The organism is Telluribacter sp. (assembly GCF_035998675.1).
GTDB lineage: Bacteria > Bacteroidota > Bacteroidia > Cytophagales > Spirosomataceae > Telluribacter.
Map to the genome: position 1 here is coordinate 428,811 of NZ_DASYHI010000020.1, position 16,904 is coordinate 445,714.

14 protein-coding genes are annotated in these 16,904 nt (G+C 50.9%); 5 read left to right on the forward strand and 9 right to left on the reverse strand.

Annotated elements, in window-relative coordinates; all coding sequences use genetic code 11:
• Window positions 1–58: 58 nt before the first annotated feature.
• Window positions 59–2,236, reverse strand: coding sequence for a PQQ-binding-like beta-propeller repeat protein (locus tag VGN67_RS15925; protein ID WP_327487844.1), 2,178 nt, complete (start codon window positions 2,234–2,236; stop codon window positions 59–61).
• Between the two features lie 36 nt (window positions 2,237–2,272).
• Between VGN67_RS15925 and VGN67_RS15930 the strand changes: the two genes are divergently transcribed.
• Window positions 2,273–2,704, forward strand: a complete 432-nt coding sequence (locus VGN67_RS15930) for a DUF1080 domain-containing protein (protein ID WP_327488415.1) — start codon at window positions 2,273–2,275, stop codon at window positions 2,702–2,704.
• Here VGN67_RS15930 and VGN67_RS15935 read toward each other — a convergent pair.
• From VGN67_RS15935 to VGN67_RS15945, 3 genes are read right to left on the reverse strand one after another with little or no spacing between them, the layout of a single operon-like run.
• The gene (locus VGN67_RS15935; protein ID WP_327487845.1) at window positions 2,600–3,598 is read right to left on the reverse strand and encodes an NADP-dependent oxidoreductase; all 999 of its coding nucleotides are present in this window, start codon (window positions 3,596–3,598) and stop codon (window positions 2,600–2,602) included. The two genes, VGN67_RS15930 and VGN67_RS15935, sit on opposite strands and share 105 nt — an antisense overlap.
• Window positions 3,599–3,652: 54 nt before the next feature.
• Window positions 3,653–5,182, reverse strand: coding sequence for a BCCT family transporter (locus tag VGN67_RS15940; RefSeq protein WP_327487846.1), 1,530 nt, complete (start codon window positions 5,180–5,182; stop codon window positions 3,653–3,655).
• Window positions 5,183–5,219: 37 nt separating this feature from the next.
• Complete coding sequence (locus VGN67_RS15945) at window positions 5,220–5,501, reverse strand: DUF427 domain-containing protein (protein ID WP_327487847.1); 282 nt, start codon at window positions 5,499–5,501, stop codon at window positions 5,220–5,222.
• Between the two features lie 181 nt (window positions 5,502–5,682).
• On the opposite strand from VGN67_RS15945, the gene VGN67_RS15950 reads away from it, so the two are divergent.
• The 3 genes from VGN67_RS15950 (at window position 5,683) to VGN67_RS15960 (ending at window position 7,956) form a co-directional block, all read left to right on the forward strand.
• Window positions 5,683–6,066 carry a VOC family protein gene (locus tag VGN67_RS15950; protein WP_414717332.1) on the forward strand — a complete coding sequence of 128 codons (384 nt, stop codon included), beginning with the start codon at window positions 5,683–5,685 and terminating at the stop codon, window positions 6,064–6,066.
• A 226-nt stretch (window positions 6,067–6,292) separates the two neighbouring features.
• Window positions 6,293–7,501 carry a multidrug effflux MFS transporter gene (locus tag VGN67_RS15955; protein WP_327487848.1) on the forward strand — a complete coding sequence of 403 codons (1,209 nt, stop codon included), beginning with the start codon at window positions 6,293–6,295 and terminating at the stop codon, window positions 7,499–7,501.
• A 74-nt stretch (window positions 7,502–7,575) separates the two neighbouring features.
• Window positions 7,576–7,956 carry a VanZ family protein gene (locus tag VGN67_RS15960; RefSeq protein ID WP_327487849.1) on the forward strand — a complete coding sequence of 127 codons (381 nt, stop codon included), beginning with the start codon at window positions 7,576–7,578 and terminating at the stop codon, window positions 7,954–7,956.
• Between the two features lie 49 nt (window positions 7,957–8,005).
• Here VGN67_RS15960 and VGN67_RS15965 read toward each other — a convergent pair whose 3' ends face one another.
• Both VGN67_RS15965 and pgi read right to left on the reverse strand, forming a co-directional pair.
• Complete coding sequence (locus VGN67_RS15965; protein ID WP_327487850.1) at window positions 8,006–9,889, reverse strand: sialate O-acetylesterase; 1,884 nt, start codon at window positions 9,887–9,889, stop codon at window positions 8,006–8,008.
• Between the two features lie 95 nt (window positions 9,890–9,984).
• Complete coding sequence (gene pgi / locus VGN67_RS15970; protein WP_327487851.1) at window positions 9,985–11,634, reverse strand: glucose-6-phosphate isomerase; 1,650 nt, start codon at window positions 11,632–11,634, stop codon at window positions 9,985–9,987.
• 153 nt (window positions 11,635–11,787) lie between these two features.
• Between pgi and VGN67_RS15975 the strand changes: the two genes are divergently transcribed.
• Window positions 11,788–13,311 (forward strand): glycosyltransferase family 39 protein, encoded by a 1,524-nt coding sequence (locus VGN67_RS15975; RefSeq protein WP_327487852.1) that lies wholly within the window; start codon window positions 11,788–11,790, stop codon window positions 13,309–13,311.
• Window positions 13,312–13,365: 54 nt separating this feature from the next.
• On the opposite strand, the gene VGN67_RS15980 is transcribed toward VGN67_RS15975, so the two are convergent.
• The 3 genes from VGN67_RS15980 to VGN67_RS15990 form a co-directional block, all read right to left on the reverse strand.
• On the reverse strand, window positions 13,366–15,111 hold the full coding sequence (locus VGN67_RS15980; RefSeq protein ID WP_327487853.1) for an arylsulfatase: 1,746 nt from the start codon (window positions 15,109–15,111) through the stop codon (window positions 13,366–13,368).
• A 79-nt stretch (window positions 15,112–15,190) separates the two neighbouring features.
• Entirely contained in the window at window positions 15,191–15,976 is a 786-nt protein-coding gene (gene rluF / locus VGN67_RS15985; RefSeq protein ID WP_327487854.1) for a 23S rRNA pseudouridine(2604) synthase RluF, read from the reverse strand.
• A gap of 14 nt (window positions 15,977–15,990) precedes the next feature.
• A complete protein-coding gene (locus tag VGN67_RS15990; protein ID WP_327487855.1) occupies window positions 15,991–16,791 on the reverse strand; it encodes a glycoside hydrolase family 25 protein in 801 nt (266 codons plus the stop codon).
• Window positions 16,792–16,904: the final 113 nt, after the last annotated feature.

Below are 16,904 nucleotides of genomic sequence, written 5' to 3' on the forward strand. Positions count from 1 at the left end.
CCCATTGGGGCTCTCTTAAGGAATTCTCTTCGGTTGAAAATCATAACCAGCATTTTATTTAAGGTAAGGCAAAAGCCACGTACCTGTCACCTGATTTTGTCTTGAGCTTACCTCCCCCACAGGCTATAACCACATACTGTTTTCCGTTGACGAAGTAAGTACTTGGGCTGGCATACCCTGCTGCCGGCAGGGGAGCCTGCCAGAGAGTTTTGCCGCTTTTCCGGTCGATGGCCCGGATCATCGCGTCACGCGAAGCCGCAATAAAGAGCAGTCCTCCTTTTGTGACTACCGCCCCGCCGTAGTTGTCGGTACCCGTGGGCGGAACGCCCTGAGCCGTCAGCTCCGGGTACTCGCCTAAGGGTACCTGCCAGAGGTGATCGCCGGTATTCATGTTGATAGCCGTAAGAGTTCCCCAGGGTGGCTGGCTAACGGGATAGCCTTTGGAGTCGTACCAGCGGTTGTAGCCGGTATGCGAATAAGGTAAAGTAGTTCGGGCGGGCCGGGGGTCTGCCGTTACGGATGATTCCTTTCCAAATAAAAAATCAACAATAGCCTTACGCTCAGCTTCTTTCAAATGGGTAAAGGCGGGCATCATTCCCCTACCCTTGCTCAGTAATTGATGAACGGCCGGTGCAGTTTGCCGGGCAGACACATTCAGCAGCGAAGGGTAGGTACCGTCATGGCTGCCTTCCCGCGTAGTACCGTGGCAGGCTCCGCAGTTAGTTTCATACAGTTTTTTTCCGGTCAATGAAGTGGTACCTGTCTGGGTTTTAGGAGCATCCCGGATAGCCGTATAAACGGGGTTTTCTTTGGCCGGAACGTACAGGATACCGTTTTCATCCACGGCGGCCCCTCCCCATTGGGGTCCGCCATCAGTACCCGGAAAAAAGACGGTTCGCTCGCGCCCCAGGGGAAGAAAAGGCTGTCCCGATCTGGACTGCTTTAATTCTGTCAGTACCCCGGCCCTGTCTTCCGCTGTCAATAGTGGACTCAGATCTTTTTCTGTAAAGCCCTGCCGGGTAAAGGGGGTCGGCTTGAGCGGAATGGGTTGCGTAGGCCACGTCTGCTCACCGGGAATGTCAGATGCCGGAAAAGCCCGTTCCTCAATGGGGAAAAGTGGTTTGCCGCTTACCCGGTCAAATACAAATAAAAATCCCTGCTTGCTAAGTACCGAAACCGCATCAATCTTCCTGCCGTTCTGATTAACCGTAAACAAATTTGGCGGAGCCGGAATGTCACGGTCCCAGATGTCGTGGTGGACGGTCTGGTAGTGCCAGAGTCGTTTGCCGGTTGTCGCGTCCAGCGCCAGCAGGCAGTTTGCAAAAAGGTTGGAGCCGTGCCGGTTGCCTCCGTAGAAGTCAAAAGCGGCGGAGCCCGTTGGGGCATACACAATGCCACGTTTCCGGTCAATGGCCATGCCCATCCAGTTGTTGGCCGCGCCTACGTTTTTATACCCGTCTTTGGGCCAGGTATCGTAGCCGTACTCACCCGGCCGGGGTACCGTCCGGAAGGTCCAGGCGAGTCGTCCGGTCCGGACGTTGTAGGCCCGAATATCCCCGGGAAGGGCGGCCGCGCTTTCATTGACCCGGGTACCCATGATGATGAGATCTTTAAAAATGGTCCCGGGGGTGTTGGAAATCACGTAGTCGTCGGCACCAGCCCGGTTGAGTCCTTCTTTTAAATCAATTTTTCCATTAGTACCAAAGCCCGGTATCGGTTTGCCGGTGCGGGAGTCCAGGGCATACAAAAAGGAACCATAGGCAAAGAAAATCCGGCTCTCCTTTCCGTCGGTCCAGTGGGTTAGGCCCCGGCTGGTCATGCTGAAGGTTTGGTCGGTGATGGATGTTTTCCAAAGCTCCCGACCCGTAGCCGCCTCCAGAGCAAAAGCCTGCGACCCAGCCGACACCCCGTAAAGTACGCCCTCAATAATGATGGGGTTGCACTGCATCTGAGTAGTATTACGTACGGTATCCGCTCCCCCCGAGGCGTATTCCCAGGCTACCTTTAGTTGCGCTACATTGGTTGTATCAATCTGGGTCAGGGGTGAAAAATGATTCCGGTCAGGGCCGCCGTTGTACTCCGGCCAGTCGTGGCCCGGCCAGTCGTGGCCCGGCCAGTCGTGGCTTGTAATGGCATTTTGGGGGTACTTGTTTACCTTGGGTTTTTCCCCCAAAGTACCCAACAGGGCAACCAGGAGCAGAGAAGGCAGGAGGTAGTATAGAGGATAATTAGACATGAAACGAGATCAATAGGTACGTAACCCGGGCGTTTTATTGTTTCTACTAAAAGTCCTTATTTAGTTAAGTCTACCTTAGGCTCGGAAAAACCCGTTGGCGAATGGAACAAGATGACCATTAAATGCCTTAATGACTCTATAAAAGTCTGGGTCAACGATGATTTTGTGAATTATGGCTACAATGCGACGGCCCGTTCCGGACAAATAGCCTTACAGGCGGAAGGCTCGGAAGTGGAGTTTAGAAAGGTGTTGGTAACGCCCATCAAAAAGTTAACGGAGTTAAATAAGTGCCTTATGAGCATGAGAAGGTCAAATAACCACTTTTTCATGCACATAAGGCCAACTGTTACATCAGGTGCCGGACTATACCTTAATCAACATTTTACCTCTGTTCTTACCCGAAAACAAGCCCAGAAAAGCCTCAGGAAGCTGATCGAATCCTTCTATAATTGTTTCTCGGTACGTTAGCTTTCCTTCCTGTACCCAACCCGTCAAATCCTTGAATGCCGTACCATACTCAGCTCTATAATCGTTCACGATAAAGCCTTTGATAAGCGAACTGGTCGTCAGGATTCGGGGCAGAAACCGGGGACCTACCGAAACGGAGGTTTCATTGTAAAGCGCTATTTGTCCGCAGAGAGCAATCCGCGCCTGAAAATTAAGAAGACTTATTACCGTATCCGTTATTTCTGCTCCTACATTATCAAAATATACATCCACTCCTTCGGGACAGGCCATTTTCAAATCACTCCGGAGGTTAGAGGTAGTTTTATAATTAACTACTTCATCGTACCCAAACTGCTCTTTCAGCAAAGCTACTTTTTCGTCCGTGCCCGCGATACCTACCACCCGGCACCCTTTCAGTTTGGCTATTTGTCCTACCACTATTCCCACGGCACCGGCGGCACCCGACACTACAACCGTTTCTCCGGGCTGGGGCTTACCAATGTCCAATAATCCAAAATAGGCGGTTAAACCCGGCATACCCAGGATGCCCAGGTAGTAAGTGGCCGGAGCGAGCTCTGAATCCACTTTTTGAAGCCCTTTCGCTTTTTTAACACTGTAAGTAGCCCAGGGAAGCATACCTGAAACCATTTCCCCTGTCTTAAAATAATCACTTTTTGACTCCACTACCCTGGCGACTCCTCCCCCTTCCAGCGGTACCTCCAACCGGAACGGTGGCACGTAGGATTTGGCGTCATTCATCCGGCCCCGCATGTAGGGATCCACCGACAGGTACAAAGATTCAAGGAGTACTTCTCCTTCGGCAACCGGTGGTACATCTACCTCTTCAAAACGAAAAGTTTCCGGTCCGGGCATGCCAACCGGACGACTGGCTAATACTATCTGGCGGGCTTTCATGAATTGCGCATTTAGTTGATTGATGAATAAATATTGAAGCGAATGTAGTCACATTTACCTGAATTGATCCGGGTTTAGCATCAACTTCACCACTCCCCAGGCCACACCCAGCATGAGTACTAAGGCCGGGAAGCCGCCCAGATTTGACAGGATCCGGATGCCGTCCAGCCCCTTGTTTTCCCCCGTACCGGCAAACGATACCATAACCCAGGCAACAAGACCGATCAGAATGCCCCAGGCTACTTTGATAACTAAAGGAGGTTCTTTCTCGTCGGAATTATTTACAACGCTGATACCACTCATGGCGGCGGTATTGGAATCGGCGGCAGTTACGTAGGAAAGAAATGCAGTACCCAGAAACACAAAACTGGTTAGTTGCGCCAACGGCAGCCGGGCCAAAATCTCAAATATAACCTGACTGGCACCTCCTTCCCGGCTGACTACCTGGTACAAGGGCGAACCTTCGCCGGCCATATCCAACTGAACGGAACTAACGCTGAATACCATGATCCAGACGCAGGCAAACAGCGCCGGAAACAGCAGGTTGAAGTGAATAAACTCCCGGACGGTATAGCCAACAGAAATTCGTCCCAGAAATAGAGCGGTAACGGGGGTCCAGGCGAGCCAGTTGGTCCAGTTGAAAAGAGTCCAGTTTTTGGCCCAGTCGGTATCGCTGGTGACGGTACCAATCAGGCTTCGCTCAAAAAAGTGGATGAAGTACTCGCCTAAGGCCTCCATTCCAAACGTCACCAGGTAGGCGGTAGGCCCGGCGATGAACATGAATACCGCCAGAATAATAAAAATTATAATGTTGATTTCCGAAAGGATACGTATGCCCCTGAGTAAGCCACTCGCCGCCGAGGCAACAAAGGTAACGATGATACCCAGGGCAATCAGGCCTAAGGAGGTGATAGAATAAGGGATGCCCGCCAGCTGACCCAGTCCGCCCGATAAAATGAGGATACCCGCCCCCAGCGAAGCCGACATACCTGCCACCAGACAAAAAAGACATATAGCATCAATAAAATTGCCAAGCGAACCATGCGCCCGCCTGCCCAGAACCGGAAAAAGCAGGGAGCCCAGACTAAAAGGCTGGCGCAGGTTGTAGTGGCATAAGGCAAAAGTGACACCCGCCAGGGTGTAGATGCCGTAAGGAATCAGGGACCAGTGCATGTACATGGTCGAAACGGCAAAGAGAGCCGCTTCGTGAGAAGTAGGACTTATACCCAGGCTGGGCGGAGGATTGTGCAGGTGAAAAAGCGGCTCGGCCGTACCCCAGAACAGGATACCGGTGGCGATGGTAGTACAAAGCGTAATGGCAAACCAGCGCCACCGGGTCAGCAACGGGCGGGCCTCAGCCCCACCTATACGTACCTTGCCCAGCGGTGATACGTAGACCGCCAGGCACAGGAGAAAAAAGAACAACGCCCCCAGCGAAAATAACCACCCGAACTGATCCATCATGCCGCTGTTGAGGGCCGTAATAGTACCTATCATTTCGTCCGGATTGAACAGGCTGTAAAGCCCGACCCCAATCAGGACCAGGTAAGGCGGCCAGAAAACACGGTGACGGAGGGTTGACATGCAGGGTTGGGACGGTTGAAGCCCACAAAGTACTAAATTACTTTGTTACCTCCACTCCCTTCCAGAATGCCACCATTCCTTCTATGCTTTTCGCCCGATCGGTAGGATTTGGGTAATACCAGGCCGCGTCAATATTTTGCTGACCCTCTACTTCAAGCGTATAGTAGGAAGCCGTTCCTTTCCAGGCGCAGGCGGTGTGGGTATCCGTTTCTTTAAAAAATTCTTTCCTGATGGAGTCGGCCGGAAAGTAATGGTTATTCTCAATTACAATGGTTTGATCACTTTCGGCAAGTACCTGGTTATTCCAAATGGCTTTCATAAATCAAGGTTGCTAGGTGTGAGTTGGTTCAGTAGCCGGATTGGGGCATTTGCCTCCCCTTCCTGCTCCTTAACTTACAATTTTAACTTTTGGTTATATTTGCGCCGGTTGTCCCGGTGGCAATGCCAGATTAATGATACCCCCAAATACTCAATCAAAATTCACTCATTCACCAATCAAAATGCTCAGCCGCGTTCACCACATTGCCATTATCTGTTCGGACTACGAAAAGTCTAAATCGTTTTATACGGATATTCTTGGCTTAACTCCTATTCGGGAAGTATACCGGGAGGCCCGGCAATCGTACAAGCTGGACCTGGCCCTCAACGGACAGTACCTGATTGAACTGTTTTCTTTTCCAGATCCCCCCGTTCGTCCGTCACGACCCGAGGCGGTGGGTCTGCGTCACCTTGCCTTTTTGGTCGAAGATCTGGATCTAGCTATTGCTCAGCTAAACGCCAAAGGGATTGAAACCGAACCAGTTCGTACCGATGAATTTACCAAAAAGCGGTTTACTTTCTTTGCTGACCCGGACGGCCTGCCCATTGAACTTTATTGCCAGTGATTTTTATCTGAGCCCTTATTTAGAACCTATTGGTCTGCAAAGCAGGTGTAAAAGAAAAAGGCGTCAACCTGTCAACAACTCATTGGTCATTGATCACTGGTTATTGATCACTGCCAATCGTTCATTGAAAAATACAATTCTGGATAAATATTATATAGCTCTTTTTCAGTCCCTTTTGGTTAATTTTGCCGGATAAAAATGATTGTTTATCCGCATCAACAAACTCATGAGTAAAAAGGAATTAAATAAAGTCATACTACTACTGGGAGTCCTGTCGGCACTGGGGCCTTTCAGTATTGACATGTACCTGCCGGGCTTTCCGGCCATTGCCAAAGATCTTAACGTAAGTATCGCTGATGTGGGACTGTCCCTCACCAGCTATTTTATTGGAATAAGTGTAGGGCAGCTACTCTACGGTCCCATTATTGACCGCTACGGACGTAAAAAACCGCTCCTTTTTGGCCTGGCTCTCTATACAGTGGCGGCGATAGTCTGTGCGCTGGCACCTACCATCCATTGGCTGGTTGCGCTGCGGGTCCTGCTGGCGCTGGGTGGTTGTGCGGGTATGGTAGCCGGTCGGGCCATTGTTCGTGATTTATTTCCTCCGGCCGATATTGCCAAAGTTTTTTCTACGCTGATGCTCATCATGGGGGTAGCGCCCCTGATTGCCCCTACCATGGGAGGCTTGGTGGTGGCTACCATAGGCTGGCGGTACATCTTCGGTTTTCTGGCGCTAATCAGCGCTCTTATGCTGGGGGCCGTTTTGTTGTATTTACCCGAAAGTCGCCAGCCCGACAAGTCCGTGACTCTTCGGCCTTCGGCGGTACTACACGACTATTGGGTCGTTTTAAAAGAACCGGCATTCCTTTTTTATGGGTTGGCGGGTGGTTTTGCTTTGGGTGGCCTGTTCGCTTACGTGGCCGGCTCCCCGTTTATCTACATGGACTTATTTCATTTTACCAATACCCAATACGGCTGGTTGTTCAGCTTTAATGCCGCTGGCTATATTGCGGGTAGTCAGGTAAATCGTTTTGTGCTGCGCCGCTCCAACAGCGCTCAGATTGCCAGTACCTCCTCCCTCTGTTTGGCAGGATTGGGCGTAGTAATGGCGGCCGGGGTGGCTGCCAACGCACTACCTATGGCCGGAATACTGGTCCTGATTTTTCTGTACCTGTTTGCCCTGGGCTTCCTGACCCCCAATACCTCCGCCCTTACGCTGGAGCCTTTTACCAAACATATCGGAAGTGCTTCGGCTTTTATGGGTTTTCTGCAACTTCTCTTTGGAGCTATAGCCTCGGCCGTAGTTAGTTTTCTGCACAACGGTACCGCCCTACCCATGACCGGCATTATGGCCGTTTGTGCCCTGGTTAGTGCCGGACTAATCGTGGTACAGCGGGTCCGGCCTTCGCAAAGGAGTATGGAAGTACCGGCCTGATATTTTCCGGTAGGTACTCAACTTGCTATTTTAGGAGTATATTTGGAGGCTTAAAACCCTTCTTTTTCAGAACCGTGATCACTTCCCTTTTAACCTGGTTAACGCGTCACCGCTGGCCCGCCTGGCTGTGGACCTTCCTGATACTGCTGGCCTGTACCTGGCCGGGGAAGGATTTGCCGGAGTCACCCATTACTTTTTTTGACAAAATAGTCCACATGGGCCTTTTTGGAGGCTGGACGTTCCTTTGGTTAGTAGCCCAACCAAAACATACGGGCCGGATTATTATCCTGGGACTGGCTTACGGAATATTTCTGGAATTTTATCAGCAATGGTTACCCTTTGACCGCAGCTTTGACTGGTGGGATATAATGGCCGATAGTGCGGGGGTACTGGCCGGGTACCTTTCTTTTTTGATTGTAAAACGATTTGTTCCTGACCATCGGCAACAGGTATAATTATCCGAAGTACCTAAAATTTTACCTACCTCAATGCAGCCCAATTCGGCTACTGATTTACCTGTAAAGTACCTCCATTCCTGAAATCGAGATTTCCTCCCTTGTATTGAATGGATTTTACCTGCCTACCCGGAATATCTATTTTTACGGTATGCCCAATATGCAGAACAATCTCCGTTTGGTTACCCGGAATACATCCGCACGACCAGGTCGCCGGATCATCCCAGGCACCACTTGCCAAGGTTTCAACGCTGGTAATTACGGAAACATTCAACGCGCTTTGTGCCTGACAACCGTAGCTATTGGTACCGGTTACCTGGTAAGTACCTGCCCGTGAAGCCGTTGCGTTGGGTATCGTTATGTTTGACAAAGTACTGTTAAAATCAGCCGGGCCATTCCAGGCAAAAGAACAGGCATTGGTGGTCAAAACCTGAAGCACAATATCGCTACCGGCTGCTACAGTACGATCTCCGTTACCGGAAACGGTGGCGGTTGTGGAAGCAGGTACCTGTACAAGCGGCGAATAAACCGTATTGTTCAGCGGGTCTTTTACTTTTAGCCGGTAAGTACCTGTGTTACCTGTCCACTGCGGCTGATCAGAAAGTACCTGATAACAATCCGACTGTGGCAGCCACTGATAGCTGGCCCAACCGGCAGGAGCACCGAAGGCAAGTGCATTGTCCCCACCACAGGTAGCACTCAATACGGGTGGCGGTGTGGGAAGGTAAGGGGTAGAGGCTGAGGTAAAAAAACTGGATGGTATACTGTTATTCCAGGCCTGCGCCAGAGCTATGAGACCATTTCCGGTAAAATGTATCCCATCAGGTGCTCTCATTCCCTCAACCATGGGGTCGGTTTCGGGACCGGCAAAAACCTGGGGAAGCGCAATAGCAGGATTGGGATCATTAAGGCCAATGACATCATTCTGGGCATCAATAACGGGTTGCCATATACGGGAGGTACCGTCTATTGTAAATCGGGAAGCCCGCGCCACCACCCACGCCAAATCTGCTTTTCCGCTCAGGGAGCGGCTGTTTTCGATTAGTTGCCGGAGATCAAAACGATAGTCTTCCCGGCTGCGGTTCTCGTAGTTATCGGCCTCGCCCTGGTGCCAGAGTACCGTTCGGTACCCTTGCTGGGCAATGTAGTAGTTTAGGGCCAGCCGTAAGTGCCCGTAGGGCATCCCCTGAGGATATGGATAACCAAAAGAACTAATTGTTGAGTCACTTGGATTGATTGTTTCACGCCAGTTCCGAATGCCTGAACCAGACCAGCCGGCATTAAATATCAGGACGGGTACATTAAGGCGACTGGTTACCATATCGCCAAATGCCCCCCAGCACCAGGCGTAATTACCGAATGGAGCCGTTTTTACCTCCGCATCCAGGTGAACAAATTCGGGACAGGGCAACTGAGCATTGGGGTAGCTAATGGGTCCCTGCTCGTTGAGATTCTGGAAGTTGACGCTATTAACCCGGTCGTCGGCGGCACCGGGACCATTGGGAAGTCCGTCGCCACCAGTCGCATTGGATTGCCCCGCCACCAGAAACACTTCCCCTACCCCTACCCGATCCAATATATTCTGGCCAAGTACCTGTTCGTCCCGAACCCCGCGAACTTCCAGCTGGTACCAACCCCCCATAACCGCCATAGAACCATAAAACTGCCCCCCCTGCGGATTATGCTGAATGGTAAACCAGCCACCGCCAAGGGGTGCCTCGGTGCCCTGCCCCGCTGCCCGGGGCACAAACCGAGCCTCTACCCTATCAAGACATTCGGAGTGATAACCCGCAATATAAACGGTGGTTTGGTTGGCATTATCCCGCTGGAAAACGGCTCTGGAAGTAGGAAATGTAATGGTGAGTTGGGCAAAGACCGTAAAAGGTAGTCCGACTACCAGGAGAAGGAAAGTAAACAGGTAACGTATAGTCATAGATGGTAGGATGAGTGCCACTACGGGTAGCCAAGCTTGTAACGACAATTGTCCAATGCTTGTTTTGTAGTGGCACTCCTCTTTAGTATACGTAACTACCGCCAGCGCTTATATTGATTAATCAGCCCGTTGGTAGAACTGTCATGGTCCGAAACCGGCCAGTCGTTTTGTAGTTCGGGATAAATTTTGTTAGCCAGCTGCTTCCCTAACTCCACCCCCCACTGGTCAAAGCTGAAAATATTCCAGATAACCCCCTGTACAAATATTTTGTGCTCGTATAGGGCAATTAAACTACCCAGTACACGGGGGTTAATTTTTTTAACCATGATAGAATTGGTAGGGCGGTTTCCATCAAATACCTTAAATGGTGCCAGAAACTGAACCTCTTCCTTGCTTTTTCCCGCCGATTCCAGTTCAGCCGCGGCCTGTTCGTAGGTTTTTCCGTTCATGAGCGCTTCCGTCTGTGCAAAGAAGTTGGACAATAACATCTTGTGGTGATCGCCAATGGGGTTATGGCTGTTGGCGGGGGCAATAAAGTCACAGGGGATAAGCTTGGTACCCTGGTGAATGAGCTGGTAAAACGCGTGCTGCCCGTTGGTACCCGGTTCTCCCCATATCAAGGGGCCCGTCTGGTAGTTAACCGGTTGTCCATCCCGACCTACCGACTTACCGTTGCTCTCCATATCGCCCTGCTGGAAGTAGGCCGCAAACCGGTGCAGGTACTGATCGTAAGGCAAAATGGCGTGGGACTCGGCCCCGAAAAAGTTATTGTACCAAATCCCCAGCAGGGCCAGTACTACCGGAATATTCCGCTCAAACTTGGTAGTCCGGAAATGGTTGTCCATGTCGTGGGCACCCGCCAGGAGTTGTTCAAAATTCTGGAAGCCGATAAAGCAGGCAATGGACAAACCGATGGCCGACCATAGCGAATAGCGGCCCCCGACCCAATCCCAGAAACCAAACATATTGTCCGGATCGATACCAAACTTTTCGACCTCTTTCCGATTGGTCGAAATCGCCACAAAATGCTTTTTCACGTACTCGTCTTTCCTGGCCTTTTCCAGAAACCAGGCGCGGGCGGTATGCGCGTTGGCCATTGTTTCCTGGGTGGAAAAGGTTTTGGAGGCTACCATAAACAGGGTCGTTTCGGGGTCAAGGCCCTTTAAGGTTTCGGCAATATGAGTACCGTCTACATTGGAAACAAAATGAACGTTCAGCCCTTTTTTTCCGTAGGCCTTTAGGGCTTCGGTAACCATCACCGGCCCCAGGTCGCTGCCTCCAATACCTATATTAACAATATCCGAAATCTCCCGGCCGGTATATCCTTTCCAGCCGCCCGACCGCACCTGGGTAGAGAAGCGCTTCATCTTTTCAAGTACTTCATTTACCTCCGGCATCACGTCTTTTCCATCAACCAGAATGGGGGTATTTGAGCGGTTGCGAAGGGCTACGTGCAACACGGCGCGATCCTCGGTGGCGTTGATCTTCTGGCCGGTAAATAGTTGTTCAATGGCATCCGGCAGGCCACATTCCTCGGCCAGTTGTACCAGATAAGCCCTGGTACGCCCGTTGATGCGGTTTTTGGAATAGTCAACCAGCATATCCCCCAGACGAATTGAAAATTTCTTAAAACGGTTTTCATCTTCCTCAAACAGTTCACGCAAGGGTTTCTTTGCGATGGTCTTGTGGTGAGCTTTGAGTTTTTTGAAAGCAGCAGTTTGGTCAAAGGGAGTAACTGGAAGCATAAGCAAAAAGAGATATTGTTAGTAATGTCAGATTCACGAAAAAATGCCGCAGCTCGTGCAGGTGCGGATTACAAAAGTAGCTGTTTATAGGATTTAATAGGAGCATTTGCCAGATTTTGTATATTCGCGTGGTTTTAACCCACACCTATTTACATGACTTCCTCCGTCAAGACCCCCTGGTCAGTATGGTTGCTGGCGCTATTCAGCGTAGCACTTCACCTTTCCTTTTATCCTAACCTCGAATACCACCGCGACGAACTGCTTTATTTTTCGCTGGGGAAACATCCGGCCTGGGGCTACGCGTCGGTGCCGCCGTTTATAGGTTTGCTGGCGTGGCTGGTACAAACGCTCGTTGGGTCCTCGGTATTTGCGGTAAAGCTGGTGCCAGCCCTGATGAGCGGGGTTATGGTACTACTGGGTGCTTTTACAGCCCGCGAACTGGGTGGCCGCACCTACTCCATGATTCTGACTTCCATTGGCCTGATTGTCCCCCCACTCATGTTAAGGGCCTTTTTTCTGTTTCAACCCGTTTTTCTGGATATTTTTTTCTGGACCCTGGCCTTCTACTGGCTCATCAGATACCTCAATACGGAGTCGGGCCGGTACCTGTACCTCCTGGGAGCTACGGCTGGTTTGGGGGTACTGAATAAGTACCTGATGGTACTGCTGGTACTTAGCATGATTGCCGCTTTTCTACTTTCCCCGCGCCGCAGACTGCTGCATACTATTCATTTTTACGGCGCTTTGCTGCTGGGCTTCGTCCTGGTGTTGCCTAATATTATCTGGCAATTTACGCATGACCTGCCGGTCGTTACGCACATGGAGGCCCTGAATGGCACTCAACTTACGCACGTTGACCGCGTTGAGTTCCTGCTGGAACAGATACTTATGCCTTTTGCGGCGGTAGTGCTGGTGGTACCCGGCCTGGTCTATCTGCTCCGAACCCGGCAGCACCGCATCGTTGCCATGACTCCCCTTCTGGTAGTGGGGGTACTTTTTTCCATTCAGGGAAAAAGCTACTATACCGCTGGTATTTTTCCGGTCCTGATTGCGGCCGGTTCCCTCTTTTGGGAACCGATCCTGAAAACTACTTTTACCCGAATGGCCCTGCCCATTGGTATGGTGGTACTTACGCTGCCGGTACTGCCTTTGGGGCTGCCGGTGTTTGAAGTGAAGGGACTGGTCGCTTATTTTAACAATCTGGAAGAAAACTACGGGATTGATTTTGGCCGGCGCTTTGAAGATGGTACCGTTCACCCGCTACCCCAGGACTACGCCGATATGCTGGGCTGGAATGAACTCACCTTGATTGTAGACAAGGCCTACCGGCAGACCCGGAATAAAAACAACACCCTGATTTACTGTGAGAACTACGGACAGGCCGGTGCCGTAACGGTCATCGGGCCCAGGTACGGGTTACCCGAACCCATGTCGTTCAATGAAAGTTTCTACTACTGGGCTCCCAGACATCTGAAAAAGGACATTCAGGAATTTATTTATGTCAATGACGAATTGGGAGAAGACATTCCCCAGTTGTTTGCCGAGGTAAAAGAAATCGGTCGCATTGCCAATCCCTACGCCCGCGAAAGGGGTACCCGCGTGTACCTTTGCCGCAAGCCCCGGCTGAATATGAATGAATTTCTGAGGGGGCGAATTGCCGAAGAAGACCCCTTTTAAGCTTGAACCATTAGCATTGAGAATAAATGGTATTTTATAGGCTCCCAACGCTCGCTATTTTCTTCTCAAAACCACCTGATAGGGCCCTGACTCTTTTCCCTCCTGCTCCACAACTACCCGAAGGTCGGTTGGTCCGGAGGGTAGGTTAATATTTTGGATAAAGCCTCGGCTACCATTGTCGGTGAGCGAACCTTTGAACGACCTGCCGCCACCAGTGAGGGTAAGTACCCCCCGCGGAAGCGGCTTTTCCAGAATAACTTCGGCCTCAAAACTGGCCGGTTGCGCTACGTCTACCTTCCATAAGCCCTGATCGCCCCAGCCTTGCCCTTCGGTAAGTAGCCAGTCCTGACGACTAAGTCGGGTGGTTGTTTCGTTGGGGGTACCCAGTATTATGCGCGGTTTGGCGTAGTTGTCGGGGCGGGTAGCTGACACTTCCCGAAACCAGACCATATAGTCCTCTTTCATCTGCTGCACTACCTGGGGTAACTCTTCAACCAGGTTTTGTTTCTCCCCCGGGTCCCGGAGAATATCGTACAACTCAAATTTTTTTCCGTCGGTACTTAGCAACTTATAGCGGGGGGCGCGGGCGGCAAAATTGACAAAGGGTAGAGGTTCATCGCCCCGGTGCCATTGCAAATACAAACTACGGTCCGGCCAGTGGGTGGTACGTCCCTCGGCTAAGGGAAGGAAGCTTCTTCCGTCGATTTTCCGATCAGTGGGAAGTGGCGCGCCTGCGGCATCCAGCAATGTGGGCATGATATCCAGGTGAGCCACCGGGCGGTCGCTGATGGTACCGGCTTTGATTCGGGCAGGCCAGCGCATAAAGTAGGATGTACGAATTCCTCCTTCCCTGGGTTGCCCCTTTCCTCCCCTAAACGGACCGTTATAGCGGGTAGTCTGGGGGCCATTATCCGTGAGAAATATAACAATTGTATTTTCTGTCAACTCCCATTCATCCAGCTTCCGAAGCAGTTTCCCTACATTCTGGTCCACATTCTCAACCATCGCGTAAATCCGGGCCAGGTCATCGGCCCGTTTTTTAGGGTTTGGGAAATCGCCGCGCAGGGCCGCCGCTACATTTTTGCTTTTGTATTTGGCCAGCAGTTCCTGGGGTACATCATGAAAAGGATCGTGAGGAGCATTGGTGGCAATGTAGGTAAAGAAGGGTTTCCGCTGCTGCGCACTTTGCTGAATAAAACTGAGGGCGTTGTCAAAGTAGACATCGGTACAGTACCCTTTGGTTTGTATTTCCTCCCCGTTGTGAAACAGGATAGGGTCCGTGTATCGACGGTTGTTATGCAGGGGCTCGGAAGGTTGGGCCAGGCCACCGCCAAAATGAACAAGTACTTCATCAAACCCCTGATCACCGGGACGCATGGGATAGGCATCGCCCAGGTGCCATTTGCCAAATATTCCGGTCTGGAAGCCCCGGGATTTAAGTACCTCGGCCACTGTTACCTCCTCGGTGTCCATCATTGAACGACCCAGGTAGGTATCAATAACCCGCGTCCGGTAGTTGTAACGGCCCGTCATGAGGCTAGCCCGGGTAGGGCTACATACCGGACTCACATAAAAATGGGTCATGCTCACACTTTGCCTGGCCAGAGCATCAATATGGGGCGTCTCAATAACCGGGTTCCCCGTTACGCCCAGGTCACCATAACCCTGGTCATCGGTCATGATCAGAATAATATTCGGAGGGTTATCCAACGAGTTTTGATTCCGGACCGCGCTGCTCCGGTGGCAGCTCAAACCGAATACGAATATAAAAAGGAAAAACGCGACAGTAAAGCGAAGCATAGTATTTAGGGAATATACAATACAAAGCAGCCGGTAAAATAGAGCTACTGACCCAAAGCGCCCTATTATTGTCAGGTACCTAATCGTAGGCTTCTTCGTCCTCGCCCCGGGAAGTACTCAGGTAAGAGCCTTCCTCGGTTTTTGTGGAGCCAGCGACCAGTTTATTGATTTGGTCCATTTCTCCGACCGTCAGGTTACGCCACTTGCCCGGGGGTAGGTCGCGCAGGGTAATGTTCATGATGCGTACCCGCCTGAGTCGGGTTACGCTGTAGCCCAGGTACTCGCACATACGGCGTATCTGGCGGTTAAGGCCCTGAGTCAGTATAATTGTGAACACATAACTGCTTTCCTTGCGCACGTAACATTTCTGAGTAACGGTATCCAGAATAGGTACTCCGTTGCTCATTCTTTGTATAAACTCCGGCGTTACGGGTTTATCAACCGTTACCAGGTACTCTTTTTCGTGGTTATTACCGGCTCGTAGAATCTTATTAACGATATCTCCGTCGCTGGTCAGGAAAATAAGCCCCTCCGAAGGTTTATCCAGACGGCCGATCGGGAATATGCGTTCAGGGTGGTTGATATAGTCAATAATGTTTCCTTTTATGTGTCGCTCGGTGGTGCAGGTAATACCTACGGGTTTATTAAAAGCCAGGTAGACTTCCGCATTGCGCCGGGCTTTAAGTAATTTTCCATTAATGCGGACCTCGTCTTCCCGGGTTGCTTTATCCCCCAGTACGGCCGGTCGGCCGTTAAGGGTTACCTTTCCCTGTTCAATGAGTTTGTCCGCTTCGCGGCGCGAGCAAAAGCCTGTTTCACTGATGAATTTGTTGAGCCGGGTGGCTGATGCGCTGTCGTCTGCCATTTTAGTTTTGCTTACTACTTTTCAAACTTTTCCCAGGTTTCGGCATCATAGAGGTACACATTAAAGTCGACGTAGCCCTTCACGCCGTCTACCCAACCTTTTTCGCTGTGCTGCCAGAATAGTACCTGGGAGTTGTCGGCCAGGTCGCCCAGGTGGGTGCGGGAGTAACCGGCCAGCCAAAGCGGATAGTCATTAAAATTACCGGCGATGTACTTCAGGTAAAAATGTTCGTTGGTATAAATTATCGGCCTGACTCCGTAGTGTTTTTCAATCAGGGTAAGCCAGTTCCGAACGCCTTTGATAATAATATCAGCGGGTTTTCCGGCCTCAACTTCCAGGTCAAGTACCGGGGGCAGGTCGCCCTTTTGCATTTTTACTCTTTTAATAAAATTTTCGGCCTGAAGGTTAGAGTACACCCTGGGATTATAAAAATGGTAAGCCCCCCGTTTCATCCCTACCCGACGCGCTTCCCGCCAGTTTCGTTCAAACTGCCGGTCGTAGTGGGAGGCACCCTCGGTCGCTTTGATATACACAAAATCAATACGGACTCCCTCGGATTTAACAGCTTTAAGTTTTTCCCAGTCAATGCGGGCATTGTGGTGGGAAATATCAATACCGTGTACCGGGTACTTCATGGGCAACCTGATTCCAAACCGCTTGATGTGGGTCCACTTGTTTTCATTGGGGGTTTTCATCCACCAGGCCAGGCCCGCCACGAGCAAAGCTACCCCCAACACAATACCCCAACCTACCAGGGGTAATGGTTTCTTTGCGGGTTCTTTTTTACTTCCTGACTTTCTTGCTTTAAGTGCCATACCATCACAAAAATACAAAAGCCGGTTGAAATGGCTCTGCCTCCCAAAAATTGTTTGCACCTTAAGTATTGACAAAATAAAAAGTCCCTCCTCAAGCAGAGGAGGGACCCGAA

Coding starts and splice junctions, on each gene's coding strand:
- VGN67_RS15925 (WP_327487844.1), bottom strand. CDS start 2,236: ATGTCTAATTATCCTCTATACTACCTCCTGCCTTCTCTGCTCCTGGTT.
- VGN67_RS15935 (WP_327487845.1), bottom strand. CDS start 3,598: ATGAAAGCCCGCCAGATAGTATTAGCCAGTCGTCCGGTTGGCATGCCC.
- VGN67_RS15940 (WP_327487846.1), bottom strand. CDS start 5,182: ATGTCAACCCTCCGTCACCGTGTTTTCTGGCCGCCTTACCTGGTCCTG.
- VGN67_RS15945 (WP_327487847.1), bottom strand. CDS start 5,501: ATGAAAGCCATTTGGAATAACCAGGTACTTGCCGAAAGTGATCAAACC.
- VGN67_RS15950 (WP_414717332.1), top strand. CDS start 5,683: ATGCTCAGCCGCGTTCACCACATTGCCATTATCTGTTCGGACTACGAA.
- VGN67_RS15955 (WP_327487848.1), top strand. CDS start 6,293: ATGAGTAAAAAGGAATTAAATAAAGTCATACTACTACTGGGAGTCCTG.
- VGN67_RS15965 (WP_327487850.1), bottom strand. CDS start 9,889: ATGACTATACGTTACCTGTTTACTTTCCTTCTCCTGGTAGTCGGACTA.
- pgi (WP_327487851.1), bottom strand. CDS start 11,634: ATGCTTCCAGTTACTCCCTTTGACCAAACTGCTGCTTTCAAAAAACTC.
- VGN67_RS15975 (WP_327487852.1), top strand. CDS start 11,788: ATGACTTCCTCCGTCAAGACCCCCTGGTCAGTATGGTTGCTGGCGCTA.
- VGN67_RS15980 (WP_327487853.1), bottom strand. CDS start 15,111: ATGCTTCGCTTTACTGTCGCGTTTTTCCTTTTTATATTCGTATTCGGT.
- rluF (WP_327487854.1), bottom strand. CDS start 15,976: ATGGCAGACGACAGCGCATCAGCCACCCGGCTCAACAAATTCATCAGT.
- VGN67_RS15990 (WP_327487855.1), bottom strand. CDS start 16,791: ATGGCACTTAAAGCAAGAAAGTCAGGAAGTAAAAAAGAACCCGCAAAG.